This is a genomic window from Funiculus sociatus GB2-C1, assembly GCF_039962115.1.
Taxonomy (GTDB): domain Bacteria; phylum Cyanobacteriota; class Cyanobacteriia; order Cyanobacteriales; family FACHB-T130; genus Funiculus; species Funiculus sociatus.
Map to the genome: position 1 here is coordinate 1 of NZ_JAMPKJ010000068.1, position 17,495 is coordinate 17,495.

Genomic DNA, 17,495 nt, shown 5'->3' on the forward strand with positions numbered 1-17,495 from the left:
AATTAATCCCAGAATTCAAGCTTAGCAACAAATCTCACCTCTTACACCTATTTTGCATTTTCTATCTTGATTAGCTATTCTTAACATTTTTACATAGCAAGTTCGGTAGAACCCAATTTTCCAAGGATTTAATTGCATCAAGCAGTTTTTGCGATTTCAATCTCCAAAGGAGATTTGGTTTAGTTTAAACCTTGAGTAGTGGGAACCCTACCGAGTTAGCGAAGTAAGCAGTTTCAATCTCCAAAGGAGATTCGCTTTAGAAGGGTTAGGAGTAGACGATGCGTCGCCCCTGTTGCGTTTCCTGATATAGGGATTGATGGTTGGGGTGAAGGGCGGTTACTGGGGGCTGATTCAAGTATCAAAAAGACCCTGTGCAGAGTTGCAGGGAATTGTAGAGACTACTGTTAGAATAGTCGCAAACTTTTCTCCTCTAAGCTTCTACTATGCAGAATGACGTGGTTTGGATTGTGACGGAGGAAGAACCGCTAGCAGTTCCGGATGGGCAACGGGGCGAGCAAAGCAGGAATCCCTTTGGTGAACCGGGGTTTACTGGAACTTCCCGCACCAAACAAACCCCCGTACCCGTTGCAATCTTAGAGCAAAACATGACTCATCTTTTGCAACAGGTTGAGCGGATGTTTAATTACGCTAAACAAAGTGCTACTGAACTCGCCAGCATGGAATTGCATGAGGTCGAACTGGCAGTCGAAATTAATGCCGAGGGGCAGGTTAGCTTGTTGGGTTCTGGAAGTAAGATTGGTGGTAAGGGCACGATGACGCTGAAATTTAAGCTGAAGGAATGAATCAATGGCGCGAAACTGGGCGATCGCGATTGGCATTAACCAATACAACCCAAACAACTTCGCGCCATTGAGATACGCTCGGCTCGATGCCGAACGGATACGCGATTTCTTCCAGGAAGCCCGATTTGATGAGGTCTACTGGTTTGGGGAAAATGCGCCAGATATTCGATTGCCCAACGGAACAACCATTCCCACCTATCCATCCTATGGAAATCTACTGTCGTTTTTAGAAGACAGGTTCGATCGCCCCTTTCTCGCTGCCGGCGACAACTGCTGGTTCTTCTTTGCCGGACATGGAATGCAACACGCCAATCGGGACTACCTGATGCCGATTGATGCCAATCCTAGAAATGTCGAGCGCACCGCCATTCCAGTCAGCTATGTCCGCGAACGGTTGAGCCGCTGCGGAGCAGACAATGTGATTTTGATGCTAGATGCTTGCCGCAACGAAGGCAGCCGCGATGGAGCTGGCGTGGGCAGGGAAACCCAACCCGGCATTATCAGCATTTCTGCCTGTAGCCCCACCGAGCGATCGTGGGAAATTGAAGAGCTACAGCAGGGTGCGTTTACCTATGCCCTCCTAGAGGCATTGCGACTGGGGGGTGAGCGCAGTTGTGCAACAGTCGAACGGTTGAGCAATTATTTGCATGATCGTGTCCCAGAGCTATGCCAACGATACAAGCGATTTCCAGAGCAGCATCCTCGCATCAGCGCTGACCCATCTGAGAAGCATCACTTTATTTTGATACCCCAATATGCCTGGGATCAAGATATTGCCAAATTGCGTGAACTGGCATTTCAAGAAGCCTTTATTAATCGCAATTTAATATTGGCAGAGCAGTTATGCATTCGGGCAAATGCCGCTGCGTTTGGGGCAGATTTGCAGGTGATGAAGTTATACAACCGGATTAAAGAATTGCAGGCTGAAAGCTCTCAATCTCCTTCAGTTGCAACGCCAACTGTTACTCCTGCTTCACCATTAGAAAATCGGTCAACTAGTAACGAATCAGCATCCGCTCCGGTCTCTAAACCCGTCAGACCTATTCAACCTGTCTTCTCCGATCAGGAAAGAACAGATACTCTAAACACACCAAACATCACACGGCAACAATTTCTCAAATGGTTCTTCTGGGGAGGAACCGGAGTTGCTGTAGTGACAGGAGTAGGGCTGCTGAATCAACAACCTAATTCTGAACCACCGTCTCCGCCAGATTCACCTACTCCCTCACTAGCTACGTCTTCTCCACCTGTTGCTCCACCTTCCAGAACAGCGGATTACTCGAAGTTGGAGAATTTTTTGAAGGCACAACAGTGGAGGTATGCTGACCAGGAAACCTTAAATATAATGCTTAGAAAGACTGGACGAGAGCAGCAAGATTGGCTGGATACTGCAAGCATCAACAGATTGCACTGTGATGTACTAACAGCGATCGATCGACTCTGGATGCAATACAGCGACCGTAAGTTTGGCTTTAGTGTGCAGCAGCAAATTTGGCAGGAAATGGGTAGCCCTAACGGATTGAATATTCGATGGCCCGAATTTGCCGATCGTGTCGGCTGGCGTAAGGACGGCGTCTGGGTTAAATCTAATAGCCTCCCTCCCTCTCTTGATTCCTCTCCTGTAGGAAATGCCCCTGTTTGGATGGTGATTTTTTCGCGAGGGCCAGGGTGGGAGGGGTGGTCTTCTCTTGCACAAAGAGTTGTAGAGTGTGTGTAAGAGATCCACTCCGACAAAAAGCTTTATTTCAGAGCCTCTCCACACGAAAAAGCAGGTGTTTCAACCCACAGCATTGGTAGTGATGTCAAGATTGGTAACATAACCCACGCAGCTTGAGTGGCAACTAGTCAGCCAGAGGAGAACCAGAAGCTACAGGTTCAGCAGGAAGTGCTGAAGCACATCATCGTGGGTAAAAAGCTAAGAACCTTCCTCCCCACTCGCGTGGTCTTTGAATCAGGTTTGGTTTCAATCTCCAAAGGAGATTCGCTTTAGTTTAAACCTTTCTCCTTTTATTTGGCTTGAAGTAATTCCGGGACTTGTAGTTTCAATCTCCAAAGGAAATTCGCTTTAGTTTAAACCTGCTCCTCCTAATTGGCGCTTCGCTGGCTTTGTGGATCAGCGGCTGTTTCAATCTCCAAAGGAGATTCCCTTTAGTTTAAACAACATTGCATAATGTTAATCCTTAATTTCTAAAAGACAGTTTTAAGGCGTTGCATAATGGTGCTATGAATTGAGGCTAAATCTGATGCAATGTCCTGAATGCGGTTCCAATCATATCCGTAAGAACGGTAAGATGCGAGGTAAACAGGCATCACATTTGTGTAGATTGTGGTCGTCAGTTTATTGATGTTTACACAGCTCCCCAAGGATATTCCGATGAGATCAAAGCTTTATGTTTGAAAATGTATGTTAATGGCATGGGGTTTCGAGGCATTGAGCGAGTCACAGGTGTCCATCACACCACCGTGATTTATTGGGTCAAGCAAGTGGGAAAAAATCTGCCCGATGCCTATGAGCCTGAACGTATTCCTGAAGTGGGCGAACTTGATGAGTTGGAAACCTTTGTTGGTTCAAAAAAAACAAAATCTGGCTCTGGACGGCAGTTGACCACTTTAAACAGGGGGATCTTAGGGTGGGTGTTGGGAGATCACACTGCCAAGACCTTTGCACCTTTATGGGCAGTTGTGGCCACCTGGCTTAGTTACTTTTATGTTACTGATGGATGGTCAGTTTATCCAGGTTTTATTCCAGCAGGAGACCAGATTGTCAGCAAGACTTACATGACACGGGTGGAAGGGGAAAATACCCGGTTGCGGCATTATCTGGCTCGATTGCATCGCAAAACTCTGTGCTATTCAAAATCCGAGGAAATGCTGAGATACTCATTTCGGCTGTTACTGCACTATCTCAAATTCTGGGATGTCCCTATTCCTCAATGATTCATAGCACCATTATGCAACGCCAGTTTTAATATCATCTATTTTTACTCTTCCAAACGACCGTTTACAAGACACATTTCTTGAACTGACACAACGCGCCTCAAATCTACCTACACCGTGTCTCATAACCCATCTTTTTATCTGTGTCTCATGAGATAATTAATAAATGAGTTATGAAACCTTTTTAATGAAAATTGGGTATTTTTCATCCAATGACCAAACTTTGAACTTACAAAAAGACGCTCTTAAAAAAGCTGGGTGCAGAAAGATTTTTAGTGATATCGCCAGTGGTGCTTCTTCTTGACCTGGATTAGATCAATGTCTCGACCAACTTCGTAAGGGCGATACTTTAGTTTTATGGCGACTCGATTGGCTTGGACGCTCTCTCAAACATTTGTTGACACTGGTTGAAGACTTCAGCACCAGAGGGATTGGATTTGTCAGCCTAGCTGAAGCAATTGACACGACAACGAGTGGCGGCAAGTTGGTGTTTAGCATCTTTGGCGCGATCGCTTAATTTGAAAGACAGATTAATTAAGGACAGAAGAAAATTGCGCTTAAGAAGGTTTCCACTCGTCAGTAGTTACGTTATGAAGAGGTAGGTGAACGAGTGCAACTAATGCAACTAAGGTTTCTTTAGTTGTATTGTTGCAAGTATTAATTGTCCCTACTGCTTCATATGTCACACATGAGCCGGGTAATTGCACTATTCAATCAGTGCGGTGGAGTCGGGAAGAGTACCTTGACCATGAACCTGGGCTATCATCTGCAAGAGCGCTCTCATCGCGTTCTCCTAGTAGATATGGACCCGCAGGCGAGTTTGACCATTTTTATGGGGATAGAACCAGAGAAGTTAAACTCGACTGTAAGAGACGTGCTAGCGGATGAAGATGACGATGAAGAGTTGAGCGAGTTACCAATCCACAAGGGGCTTCACGGTTTAGATTTAATGCCTTCTTCCATCGATTTGTCAGCCACTGAATTATCGCTCGTCAATGCAGATATGCGAGATGTCAGGTTAAAAGATGCGCTCTCTCCTGTAAGAGACGAGTACGATTTTATTCTGATTGATTGCCCTCCTTCGTTGGGGTTGTTGAGTTACATCAGTTTAGTTGCTGCGACTCATATCCTCGTCCCGATTCAAACTCAGTTCAAAGCGTTTGAGGGGACAAATTTGTTGCTCAAGACTGTAGCGCGGGTAAGGCGTCGCTCGAATCGAGGCTTGAAAATCGCTGGTTTTATCCCTACGTTGTTTGATGCTCGTCGGAGTCAAGATGCCCGGACACTAGAAGCCATCAAAGAGCGGTTTGCTGCTGTGGGTCTCATCCATCCTCCCATTCCCTGGTCTACAAGTTTTGCCGACTCGGTTGAGGCTCGTGTACCACTCTCCGTCTACGATAGTAGCCATAAGGCAATTGCGGTGCTCAAGTCCATTGTTCTCGACTTGGAGGTTATGGTGTAATGGCTCGTAAGCGAGAGCGTCCTTACGGCTCGAATGTGACGCCCGTTGACTCCCTAGACGCTTTGTTTGGCGAGGGGCGCCCAGCTGCGGAGTTGGTTCGCACTTCTAAGATTAAAACTCGGACTCAGCCCCGGCGCTATTTCGATGCGGAAAAGTTAGAGCAGTTGATACAGTCAATCAAGCAGCACGGCATCTTGGAGCCACTGTTGGTGCGACCGCTTCCGGACAATCAGTACGAGCTAGTAGCCGGAGAAAGGCGTTACCGAGCTGCCACCCTTGTGGGGCTTACTGAGGTGCCCGTGGTGGTACGGGAACTCAATGATATTGAAGCCCTGCAACTAGCTCTAGTCGAGAACCTCCAACGAGAAGACCTCAATGCCGTTGAAGAAACCGAGGGAATTTTGCAGCTACTGGCTCTCAAGCTCAATCTCACTCTACCGGAGATTCCGCCGTTGCTCTATCAGATGAAGAACGCTTTTGAGAAGGATAAAGGGAAAGGCTCTGATATTAGGGATAACGTTATCCCTAACCCGGAATCAGATTTGGAGCAGGGCGTACAAGGAGTGTTCGACGAGCTGGGATTGATGAGTTGGTACTCGTTCACCTGCAATCGCCTTCCCCTGTTGCGGTTGCCTGAAGATATTCTCGAAGTCTTGCGAAGAGGTGAAATTGAGTACACCAAGGCGAAAGCTCTAGCACAAGTCAAGGACGAAGCCTCTCGTCTTGCCCTGTTGGAAGATGCGATCGCTTCTTCTCTCTCCTTAAGCGAAATCATCAAGCGGATCAAAGCTGTTCAACCGCCAACCGAACCTCCTCTCCTGGCCCAGAGGATAGAGACTATCTCCAAGCTGGTCAAGAAGCATCAGGTATGGGATGACCCCAAAAAGCGTAGAAAACTCGAAACTCTGTTGGCAAAGATTGAGGAGTTATTCTCTTCTGATGGATTAGATGAATCACAGCCCAAAAAAGAAGGTGAAGTTACTCACAATGAGCCTCCGCTTACCTCTGAGAGTTTACAGGATTCTTCTCCCCTTAAATCAAACCTAGACCCATTAGAGAGCCATACAGATACCACTCTCGCCATCTCCAGTGAATCATCGTCCCCTCCTTCAGAAACGGCTGAAAAGCCTTTGGAGCAAGAAAATCCCTCCAGTAAGTCATCAGATGAATCAAGACCTTTTGCCCAAGAGGAGCCGACTGTGGGAGGTAGTGAATTAACTGAATCGTTGACTGATGCTGAGATGGCTCAGCGGCTGGGAGTTAAGACTTCTACGCTTGGTAAAGCAAAGAAAAGAACCGATTACTCTGAGTGGAGTAAGAGTAAAGATCCCGATGCGAAAGCGTGGCAATGGGTAGCAGAATCTAAGCGTTTTGTGCCATTGGAAAACTAGAAGGTTGGCTAGATAATCAAGAAACAACCCAAGTTTTCTACATTCGCCTGTCCTCTCATTAGGTATCAATTTCTGAGTAATGGCAGATGGGAAAAAGAGCAGGGCTCGCTGCCACATTTGAGCGCCCAGAGACAAGATTATATCAACCCAATTACAACTGTGTTTAATCTGCTTTGCCCCACGTCAATGCTAGCCAGATATCTTCCATTGAGTTGTCGTCGAAGTAGACTGCGAATAGACCGATGGGTGCTTGCAGCGGAATGTTTGTTAGTTTACCCCTCCTTAGATTTCCCAGGGATGGCTCGCCCAGGGTATCTTTGTTACCCGTCCCATCGACGTTGGTACTAATTTCTACTGGATTTTTAGTCTTGGCTAAGAAATCTACCTGTTTAATGGCTCCGAGCCTACCCTGGCTCCAGAAAGGATAGTGTTCTGCGCTCAGGTTTAGCATTAATGCTGCTCTCTTGGTAGCCCCTTCAATCCTGATGCCTTTAAATCTTGCCCATTCGGTGGGGAATTCATGGCGTAGAGAAAACAGACGCACTGAACCCACAGTTTGTGCAGCATTAATCTGGTTTGTCAAATTGGTGATCGCCCCGATCTTCAATGACCCACCCGACTCACGCGCTGTATAACGAATATGCAGAATCACATCGGAAATTGTGTTGTAGTCAAACTGGCAGGGTTCCTTTTTGCTTGGATTGGCGGGTAATGCCAACTGCCATTCGCTAATCACACCCGCCCCTTCAAAGGGTAAATAGCGTTCGTCACGTAGGTTGGTTTCAAATAATCCGCTGTCATTTTGCCCAGTGCTGGTGACGATCGTTTGGAGACTGCCGAAGGAATCGTTGAATCGAGCATCCTCGGTGCTACTCCGCTCATAGCTCCCATCTGTCAGCACCGGTTTAGTGCGAATGCTGCTCTTAAGCATTGTCAAGGTGCAGTTGATGCTGGTGTAGGGGCCGGTGACACAGGGGATGCTGACGGCAACGGTTTTGATGCGACGGAAGTAGTGACCTGGTCCATCCATGTCGAAGAGTTCTTCGGGGAGGGAGACGGTGCAGCGGCCAGTGGTGCGGAGTTGCATGAGGGCGAGAGGGCTTAACTGGAGAAGGCTGACATGTTTGGTGAGTTCGTATTCACGTTTGTTATTTTCGTGATACGCCATCTCCATTCGCTTGAGGTCGAGATAGAGAGCTTCACCGGAGAGTAAACCTTTGCGTCCGCCATCCCAGTAGTTGAATTTGATGTAGGTGGTGGCATCAACTTCGGGGCGCATGAGTTCGCGTTTCATGGTCTGTTCAGCTTTGCGGGCAGTGTCGAAGGCAAAGCGATAGTATTCGTAGTAGAGACGGGAGATTTCGCCCTGCATCCAGGCATAGAGTTCTTCGTTGGTGAACTTCTCTTGTAGGAAGCGATCGACCTCTTGAGCATTTTCAATCAGTTTTTTGGTGTTTTCGTATTCGTGATGGGCGACTTGTTCGGTAATCAGCGATGTGAGAATCTGTCGCCCAATTTGCATAAGTTCGTGGGCAGCCATATTATGTTGCAATAACCAATCATCTGCACGTCGCTCATAAGAAGCATATCGCGACGCCATACTAGCTTGGTCTCGTTCCCATGACGCAGTGGCTCCAGCAGCATCTCCCGTAAGCCTTGCCACCGTTGAAAGCATAGTTCCAACTTTAAGATCTATCGTTCCTCCTAATCCCCAAAAGTGTGCATCTGCCGTCCCATCGGGAATAGGAGCCAGCGTAGCTGCTGTCGCGTGAAAAACCGTACTCCACAAAGTTTCTTCTCTTGCTTTTGGCAGATGCACATTAAGCTCTATATCCTCATTTTCTGATAAGTAAACTTTTCCGCTTCCAGAATACCCGGTGATATTGCCTGATTCTTCAGCTAATTTCAAGTCTGGTAGTTTTTGCAATGTGAGTGTTTTTTCATACTGTCCGACCAGAGCAGCATAGGTTTCATCAAAGTTTTCCTCGTCCAATTCGCGCGGATCTAGTCCCAGGGTATCTGGAGCATTTGGATCGGCTGGTAGTCCAAGCAATCGCTGGTAGTAGTGGAGCCGTTCTAGGGCTGTCGCACGGCTGGTGAGTAAAGATTTAGTGGCTTCCTGGGCTTGTTTCCACTGCAAGAAGCGCACGTCTTGTTGCATCTGCTGAATTTTGATTTCGTGGCTTTGGCGCAATAGAGCTAGACGTTCGCCCTCACCTTTTTCGATCGCCGCCAACAATGCCCCCCCTAAACTTCGCACTTCGCTACACAGTTCTAATGCCTTTTGGATAAATAGGATGGCACGGACTGGGCTAGCGGGTTGATTCAAACCATTAACGATCGAGCCAATATCAATTCCGGCTGCTGCCGCTTTGACTAGCATTCCGGGATCGATGGGTGGATCGAACAGGGCAAGCTGGCGCACGATCCCTTCGATGTTCATGCAGTGGCGGATCTTGAATAGACGGTCTGCGACTGTATCCCAATAGCCCAACAGTTTGTCGTTGTGGGGAATGCAGAAATAGAGCGTGCGCCCAATGCCAAAGAGGGGCGCTGCTGCATCTGGATCTTTACCCTGGATCTGCGGCAACCCAAGGTTGAGCGGAAACTTCCCTTCCAGTTCGACCAGGGCATTGCCGGTTGCATCGAGTCCGCGTGCTTTGAGTTGAGCAAAGGTTTTGGGGCGCGTGGTTCCAGAGGAAGGAATGCGCTGGGGGCGTGGCCCTAGGAGGTTAGATGCCAGCACATAGATTTGGGTAGCTTCATTGATGGATTCGATCGTGTCCTGACGAAACAGGCTGTCGCCCCAGGCAATCAGGTTGTCAAGATACTTCATGACAACATTGTATTGATAGGCAATTTGCCGGGTACGGGCGACAGCGTGGGGTTGGAAGGGTTTATTTTTACTCGCCTCATAGCCAGCAAGGATTGATTCTCTCAGTTTTTCTTCTTCCGGTGTCGGATCTTTTTTACTCAACAGCCGTAACAGTTCGTCAATTTGCATGACATCACCTGCTTGACGGAAGGCAAGAAATTTCCAGAAGCGTTGGGGAGTGGGAACAGATGTGTCGGTGCAGGTGGGATCGAAGATATAGTGGAACCAGCGTTGGGCTTCGGCAAACCGTTGGTTTTTGCTGAGATGGACGGCGATCGTCAGTGGCACATGAAAAAGTAGCTCCCAGTTGTAGTTCGCATAAGGTCCCCCATAGCGAAGATCAATCTCCTTGGGAAAAGACTCGATCTTAACCAATTCGCTGGTTAGCAAGGTATAAAAGGTATTGAAAAAGTCGGTTTTTAGGCTTTGGTGATACTTAGGGTCAAGCAAACCCGGCAATGAATCCTTGTTCAGCTTCTGAATCAGTTCACCGACAAATGGATGAAAGAAGTTCTCAAAGGTGTAGGTAAATTCGATGTCTTGGCGGTCTGTATAGAAAGGTATTACCACACTTGCTTTATCGGAGACTTGATGGAACTCAAATTGAGAATAGGGTTTCATGATTATTTGCTCCTTGAGGGATCTGGCTCTACTGGATTTGTTGATTGCGCAATATGCCTGTCGCACTGATGTCTTTATCGCCAAAACGCACGGTGCCTGTGGTGACGATACCTTTTTTGATATAGGCATCTTCAGTGACAAATTGTTTCATCGGAGCCAGATCAACGACGGCTATTCGTGAATCCATACTTATAGGACCGAGGCGATCGCGAATTATGGGTTGCGATTCCAACACTAATGGCGGAATATCAAGCTTCTTTTTGGATAAATATCCCACAACGCCATAGCCTGCGAATTCTGAAATAGTTACAGGGCGCTCGCTCGTGCTGACATAGAAAACATGTCGGCTGTCTTCATAGAAGAATGGCGCTGTCCAGCCGTTCTCTGGATAGTGGTGTGGTTTGACTAAGCGACCATCAATCTGTGTTTTGATCACTTGCCGTTTGTAATCTGACCCTACCTGACAGTAAGAGATGCTGAAGGTATTCTGACTAATCGTTAAATCAACGGTTTTAGCTTCTTCAATTTGATCAGGTAGCCCACGGTTATCAAGCACTGGCAAGCTATGGGTGTTGTAGAGCACAAATTTAGATCTTTCGTTCTTAGAACCCAAAATTCTGACGACTAACTTTCTTTCAAACTCGTATACGTAGAGGCTCAAGGTTGAGCGCTCAAAGGCATCCTCCCCAGCTACATTGAATTCTCCTAAGCTGTTTGGCTTATCGATGTCTGAGGTCTTGGTGGCTTGCCATTTACCGTTATAATACTCACTCCAGCAAAGCACAGCTTGCACAGTAACTTTTGTACTTGTATTTGAATCATTTCTGACACTTTGTCTGATTTGTCGTAAATTAACTTCAGCTAACTCAGTATTATCTTCTGGGGCAGTAGAGGAATCCCTCCTTGATGTATTAAGTGGAGCTTGCTTAATGATGCGCAACCAGAATAAGAAAAGGCGATCTTTCCAAATGACTGGAATCACTGGATTATCTTCGATATCTAGCTTGATTTGCTCCCAATGTGTCCAGTAGCCATACTCACGGCGACGGTAGAAGTATTTGCGGTTGGCTCCGGGAGTGCGAGCGACTACATGGGCAATATCATCGTCCAGTTTCGTCAGATCGTTTTCAACGAAGTGGATGCCGCAAGGTTCCAGTTTTGCCACTTCTTCTAGTTTTGAAAGGTAGTTCAGGAGTGTGACAGCGGCACGATCTTCGGTGATGTCGCCCTGAAGTAGCTCACTCATGGCTTCTTTGAAAAAAGGCGACTGATCATCCCGTAGCTCTGGCTCTAGCCAATTTTCTGGATACAAAAAGACTTTGCAGTTAGCTTCCCACAACCGATAGCGCTCCATCCAACTCCATTGTTTAGCGTTGATTGCTGAGGGCGAAACTCCCGCTTCCAGATTCATCAAACAGCGTTCAATAAAAAGCTGCACTGATGAAAGGGCATGGCGAATGCGTGAGGTTTGCATACAAGGCTCCATCTGCACATCCATCAGGAAATATTCAAAGAGCTTATCTGGCGTGTCGATGTGCGCTGTCGTGGGATTGACACGCATCTGGTGCAGGATGTAGGCAACAAGAGCATTTCGCTGCAATCCGCGCATTTCGTCGTTGATTGGTTTCAAGGCTTTCAGCCAATCACTTTCGTCGTAGCGGGCACGCAGAGCCGATTGTAAATTGCGAACAGTAGTGGCATTCGGTTCGTTGGTCGCAGTGTTCAGCAGTGTCGACGCAGGAATGCCCAAGGCTCTGATCGGCGCATAGGCATCAAAAAACCGTCGGAACGTTAGTAGGTGCGTGAGATCGGCGATTGCCACGCCAAAGTGATTCAGGAGTGCATTACGCGATCGTTCTTCCCAGCGTGTCAGGCGGAAGAGTAGACTGCTTTCAGGGCCTTTCTCCGGGTCTGGTTGCAGGGCGGCATTTGGGTCTTGGAGTAGCGTCAGTAAACGCTCATCATCCGGTGATAGTTCGGCCTTAAGGTGCGCAAAATCCAGTAATGCGGTGAAGGCATCTCGTAGAGCAATAGCTGCCGTGTTATCTGGACTACCGTTCACGGGTAAGCTATTCAGCCATCCTTGCCCACCGATCTGGTAGTCAGTGTGGGCAGTGAAATAGGCAATCTCACTGGCTGTCAGTTTGAGGGCGATCGCCAACGCTGCCGCTTTGAGGAAACGAACATACGTTATTCGTAGGTGCTTGGTCAACGTATCGGAATAGAGAGAGGATGCTGGAATTACCTCCCAGCCACGCCCAATGGTTTGCCAACGCACAATTAGCGTGGCTTTTACTTTTTCCACTGTGAGGGCAATTGCATAGAGACTTCCTGCTCGTAAATCAATCGGTTGGTCATTCCGCCACAGGTTGCCGATTGGGGTTAGAGGGAGCGCTTTTCCTGCCAACATTAAAGCCACAGTTGCGCCTGCGTCAGCCTCAATCGAAATGTTATAAAAACCATTCTCTGGGGCTTCCAGATACCCACTCCAGATACCCGAAATAGCACTGTCGGGTGCAGCAGCATTGACGGGCAGTGGATGCTGCTCAGCCGTAGAATAGGCCAAGTTCAATTCAGCATCGCGCGCAATATTCACATCTCCCGTTACTGTATCACGGAAGAAAAACTGGGCTGAAAGCCCGAATGTTTCTGACGTGATCAGATCATTGAGCGCAGTCTGCGAGGTTGCATTTGCCGCATGTAGGACGGTGGCATTATCGAGTAAGGCATTAGTCATCTCCGCTTCAACTTTTGTTACCGCACTCATCAATTGCAGTCCTTGCTGCTGCTTCCTTCGCCGTTTGAGTTCTGGCAGAAAATTGGCTAACAGTGCTGATCGTTTCTGTTCTGCCGGATCAGTAGCAGCAATGTAAATCTCATAGAGTGGTAATAGTTCAGGATAACGGGCAAAGAAGGGCTGGATGACCTTTTGATTTTTGTCATAAAGATCAGCGATCGCTGTCTGAAATTGCGGTGTAACGCTAGGGATCGATTGGAGAGCATCCCGAATTACCGAGGTCAGCACACCTGTAAAGGTCATCTGTTTGCGGAAGTCGTCATAGACTATCTGGCTGGGAACCACATCGGTGATTGCTGTTTCTAATGCTGCCTGACCGTGGCTATAGGGGACAGTGCTGACAAGCGTATTGTTGAGGAGACCAAAAAACAAATCAGTAGCAGCGTTCCCGTAGACAAGCGCCATTCGGGAACGGGCAATCTGTCCATCGGGGTCGTCGGTGACGGTATATTCGTCTTCGATCGCGGTGAGCGCTGCCCGTAAGTTGCGGGCAAATCCCAAAATTTTGCTGTCATTGGGGACAGACTTGCCGCTGATATCTTGATTCCAGATCAGATAAAGTGCCTGAACCGGTTTTAAGGATAAAGTTCGCAACTGCTGCACTAATCCAATGAAGCGCTGTATGGGCGGATGAAATGGGTCGGGTGCAGCAAAGGGATCAAAGCCTGTGAATTGGGCCAATACCAAAAACTCGCGCACGCTGAGCTTCAGAATTCGCGCCAGCCAGCCCCGCCGAAAGATGGCACTAAGAGTCTCTAGTGAGAGGGGCGTATTATCGTCATAACCCAGTGCGGTCATGATTTGACGAAGTTCATCCTCTGTCAGATGGAGGGCCGCTCGCAGGGCTTCTGTATGGACTACCAGGGTCTGCGCTGGATTGGTGAGAAAGTTGCCAAACCCATCGTCTGCAAATATTGCATCTTGCTTGAGCAGTGCCGGACTGAGGAACATCTGACGGTAGAGGGACGTGCCGTAGGTATCGATCGAAGCAAAACAAGCCAACAGCGGTAGTAAATCTTTCTTAAGTTCGAGATTGAGGGTCGTCATGACTTGTTTGATTACCCCCAGGCGTGGTAGCAAGATTAGGAATCCAGCATCTAGTTTTTCTAGGTTGATCGCATCATCTGAGTCATTAGGAATTTGGTCGGCTGGATAGAGAGCCGCGATCGCCTGATCGGTTTGTGCAATGCTCCATCCCAGTTTCTTCCACAGCCGGATAAAGCGAATCAGCCGAATAAATTCAAAGGGACGGACTTGGTTCGTATTGTTATCGGGATTGGCATAACGGAATTCTAGTTGATCGAAACGGCACGGATCAGCGACGGCAGTGGGATTGGTCAGTGTAATTAAACCCATGATCAAGGCATGGTTGGCATCATCTCTGACCCATGCCTTGATGTCTCCGCCGTATTGGGTAGCATCTAGTTCAGCCGGTATGAGCGCATCAAAGTCGGCATCAGCGATCGCCCCGTCTTTAAATGCTTTCAGAGTCGCAAACGGAACTCTTAATTGCTCCAATTTAGGAATCAAGACAGCATTTGGATTAACGAAGCGAGTCTTGATGATTTCGATAATCTCCTCGTATGAAATTCCGCTCTGTCGCGTGAATGCTTTTGCATTGGCTAGAGTGGATAGAATATCAGCCTCTGGCGTTGCTGGACTGTAACCATAGAGGTGTTGTAGTGTTAAGGTGCGATCGCTCAGAAGCCGATACTCTGCGCGGGAAATTCGCAGTTCTTCCATGAGAATATCGTGCCAGCCGTACTCGGTTTCGCTAGCACGCTCTAGGTCATCATTTTTCCGTAGTGCTGCCATTACGATGGGCAAGGGAATCTCGAATTGATCGAAATAGCGGCGCAGGTTTTCCAGGGGTTGGTGGAACGGTAATGGGGGAGATGGTGGCAGCAACGGTAGTGGATCGCCTACCTGTATTGGTTTGCCTGCCAGAGTCTGGTAAGCTTGATCGCTAACAAACTGTGGACTCGCTAATAGCTCTTCGGATGTCGCATCAGTATTAATGTCATGGCCAGTGTAGTTGTCGAGTTTGAGGTTATGGGTAATGAAATACTCTAAAGTCTCATTGACGATATCAATGTAGGGTAGCGGCGTGTTGGTGTTTTCGCAGGTGAGGGGGAGATGCTGAATATCGGGACGGCGTTCGAGTAAAATCTTAAGGGGAGTATTGACTCCTATGCCTGGAGGATCGCAAAACTGGAGCAAGTTCACCAGATAGGCCGCCGGACTAAGAATTGAGCGGCAATGATCACAGGTGCAGTAATCCATCTCGCCAAAGAGATTTTCTAAAGTGGGATAGGCAATGATATCAGCGGCATTCGCTGCGGCATTGACAGGTGGGCCGGAGAGGGAATTAATAATCCGGCCATTGAGGTTAGAGCCGATCGCAGGAGCATTTCGCCCTGTTAAGTATGAGGTAGCAATATTCAGCACCGTGTTGTGAACCTGCTGAGCTTTAGCATGGGTCAGAATGGCATTGATTTCTCCGCCCAATTCATCTTTAAATTGCTGCACAAAGTCTGCCTGGTCGTACTGGACAACTTTGTAGGCAGAATCCAGATTGTTTCTGAGCAGAGTGTTCCTTGCGTCGTCACTGGTCGTAATTTGATGCACTCTTTGAATGCGCGTTACCTCTTGCATCACTTCAGGCGCAATTTGCAGGTTATTTTGCAGGGCAAATTGCTCAATCGGTTGCAGCCCAATCTCAAAGTTTCCGTGCTGTTCCATGAGCAACGCATGAACTTGCTCTCCGACCGCATTTTTTAGCGGAGTTTCACCAGTCCTGACCATTTGGGCAACCACTGCTGTCGGATAGCTGAGTCGCATTTGCGCGGACATCAACTCGGCATAGTTACTACGTTTTTCAGCTACATCCTTGCCAGGAATTTCAGGTGGAATGGTGACGCCGTTGGTCATCAAGGTTTGCCATTTTTCCGCCTGATAGTAGCCATTTTCAATCAAGCTGAGGGGATCCGTGATGCCGTTTACGCCGCCAATGTCCTGATGGAGACTTTGCAGGAGGGGGGCGTTGTTGAGGGTCAGGTATCCCAGTTGGCCATCCACCCGTAGTCGCTGGGCAACAGGTTTGCCCAGGTCGCGTTGTACAGCGTCCCAAAACTGGGGTAAATTATCTCGGTGTCGGGTATAGAGATTGACAAACTGTTGCTGTTGCAAATCATTGATTTGGCCACTCGTCAACATTTCCTTTAGCGATGACACTCCAGCCAAAGCAGGTGCATCCAGCGTGTGCTGGGCAGATAAGCCTCGGAAGAGTTCTACTACTTGGGGTAATTGAGCTTCTAAGGTAGCCGGAATCACACCTTGCTGAATGCCTTGCTTCCAGACGCTTTCGGCAGTTTGAGCATCAATCTGGTACAGTGCGTCCTCGTTAGCCGGTACTCCAGCCCGAAACAGGCTATAAAAAAAGGCTGGTGCAATTTCGGTTCGGCTACTGAACTGATCGGCAAGGGCCGCGATCGCCACGGCACGAACATCCCAATTGGTTTTGTTGCCCAGATAGGTAATATCCTGGCGAGTATCGGTTTCCTGGAGGTGGCGGAGATTCCCTTGAAAATGGCTAGCAAGATTTTGCAGCAGGGTCTCGTGTTCAGATTGCAGAGCAGGGGTGACTGTTTCTGTTAGCAGGACATTTAATAGTTCGCGAGAGGAAGCATTGTAACGAACTTCGGAAACCGCAAGAATGCGCTCTCCGGCCAAAACGCGGGTTTGGAGGTCGGGCTTGGTTTTGCCACGCTGTCGCCAATTGCTATCGTTGAATGTGACTTGATAAGTCCCATCTGCCTGAGTTACTGTTTGATTTAATAAAACATCCTCTTCATCTTCACCCACATTTTTGTCTACCACTTGAACAATCAAATCACCGACACTGATGCTTGTGGGGCTACTAACTTTACCTTCGACCTGAAATTCAATTACCTGTGAGATGGAAACCATCAGGTTGACGATTTCGATCGGTTTTGCGGATGGTATAACGTCAGACGATTGAAGAATATTTAGATCATCGTTGCTGACATTCACGCGCAGATTAATGGTGTTGATGCCAGGTAGTGGAGTATAGCGGATAGTATAACGGCCCTCAGGATCGGTTCTATCCTCACCCAGACGAATGGCATCCTGTTTAACTTGATGAAAGGCTCGCACAATGCCGCCCTTAAAAGGGAGCTCGTTATCGTGTTGAATTCTTCCACTAACGACCCAGAAGGTTTCTGTTTGGGGTTGATCCAACTCACCCAATTCTTGCAGAAGCCGATTCATGACATCTGCTGTGCGTTCGTCAACATTTCCGCGTTCACGCTGGGGTTGAATTTGCTGCTCGGCTTGAAAAATAGAAACCAGTTCGCGAGTGACTTCTTGATAGCTTTGTTTTACCCGTTCTTGTCCGAGCACAGCAGATAGCTTCTGCCTCGTCCCTTCGTCATTCGCAAGAAGTAACCGCCGATCGAGAAACAGTTGCAGGGCATCTTGGAGATTGGCAACAGTAGGGCCGCGATCGTCAGATTGAAGTGGGGCAATAATTCTCTGCATTGGAAGACCTTCCTGGGGGCTGATGGGTGGGGCTGAATCGAGCAGGGGC

At 48.1% G+C, this 17,495-nt stretch carries 10 protein-coding genes and 1 pseudogene; 9 read left to right on the plus strand and 2 right to left on the minus strand.

Going from position 1 to position 17,495, the window contains the following annotated elements:
- Window positions 1-443: 443 nt before the first annotated feature.
- The 9 genes and pseudogenes from NDI42_RS23530 to NDI42_RS23565 all read left to right on the plus strand — a co-directional run bounded on the left by NDI42_RS23530 (window position 444) and on the right by NDI42_RS23565 (window position 6,593).
- The gene (locus NDI42_RS23530; protein WP_190450650.1) at window positions 444-803 is read left to right on the plus strand and encodes a Pepco domain-containing protein; all 360 of its coding nucleotides are present in this window, start codon (window positions 444-446) and stop codon (window positions 801-803) included.
- Between the two features lie 4 nt (window positions 804-807).
- Window positions 808-2,520: a GUN4 domain-containing protein gene (locus tag NDI42_RS23535; protein WP_190450652.1), complete on the plus strand. Its 1,713-nt coding sequence runs from the start codon at window positions 808-810 to the stop codon at window positions 2,518-2,520.
- A 117-nt stretch (window positions 2,521-2,637) separates the two neighbouring features.
- Window positions 2,638-2,793 (plus strand): hypothetical protein, encoded by a 156-nt coding sequence (locus NDI42_RS23540; RefSeq protein ID WP_190450654.1) that lies wholly within the window; start codon window positions 2,638-2,640, stop codon window positions 2,791-2,793.
- Window positions 2,794-3,046: 253 nt separating this feature from the next.
- Entirely contained in the window at window positions 3,047-3,148 is a 102-nt protein-coding gene (locus NDI42_RS28965; RefSeq protein WP_431191440.1) for a transposase-like zinc-binding domain-containing protein, read from the plus strand.
- Entirely contained in the window at window positions 3,144-3,740 is a 597-nt protein-coding gene (locus NDI42_RS23545; protein ID WP_399315748.1) for an IS1 family transposase, read from the plus strand. The genes NDI42_RS28965 and NDI42_RS23545 overlap by 5 nt, the downstream gene beginning before the upstream one ends.
- Before the next feature lie 166 nt (window positions 3,741-3,906).
- Window positions 3,907-4,044, plus strand: a complete 138-nt coding sequence (locus tag NDI42_RS23550) for a recombinase family protein (protein ID WP_199310905.1) — start codon at window positions 3,907-3,909, stop codon at window positions 4,042-4,044.
- A gap of 12 nt (window positions 4,045-4,056) precedes the next feature.
- A pseudogene (locus NDI42_RS23555) lies at window positions 4,057-4,257 on the plus strand (recombinase family protein); the annotation flags it as partial.
- A gap of 171 nt (window positions 4,258-4,428) precedes the next feature.
- Window positions 4,429-5,202, plus strand: coding sequence for a ParA family protein (locus tag NDI42_RS23560; RefSeq protein WP_190450671.1), 774 nt, complete (start codon window positions 4,429-4,431; stop codon window positions 5,200-5,202).
- Window positions 5,202-6,593, plus strand: coding sequence for a ParB/RepB/Spo0J family partition protein (locus NDI42_RS23565; RefSeq protein WP_190450658.1), 1,392 nt, complete (start codon window positions 5,202-5,204; stop codon window positions 6,591-6,593). The genes NDI42_RS23560 and NDI42_RS23565 overlap by 1 nt, the downstream gene beginning before the upstream one ends.
- Window positions 6,594-6,756: 163 nt before the next feature.
- On the opposite strand, the gene NDI42_RS23570 is transcribed toward NDI42_RS23565, so the two are convergent.
- Complete coding sequence (locus tag NDI42_RS23570) at window positions 6,757-10,089, minus strand: Tc toxin subunit A-related protein (RefSeq protein ID WP_190450659.1); 3,333 nt, start codon at window positions 10,087-10,089, stop codon at window positions 6,757-6,759.
- A 28-nt stretch (window positions 10,090-10,117) separates the two neighbouring features.
- Window positions 10,118-17,446, minus strand: a complete 7,329-nt coding sequence (locus NDI42_RS23575) for a neuraminidase-like domain-containing protein (RefSeq protein ID WP_190450661.1) — start codon at window positions 17,444-17,446, stop codon at window positions 10,118-10,120.
- Window positions 17,447-17,495: the final 49 nt, after the last annotated feature.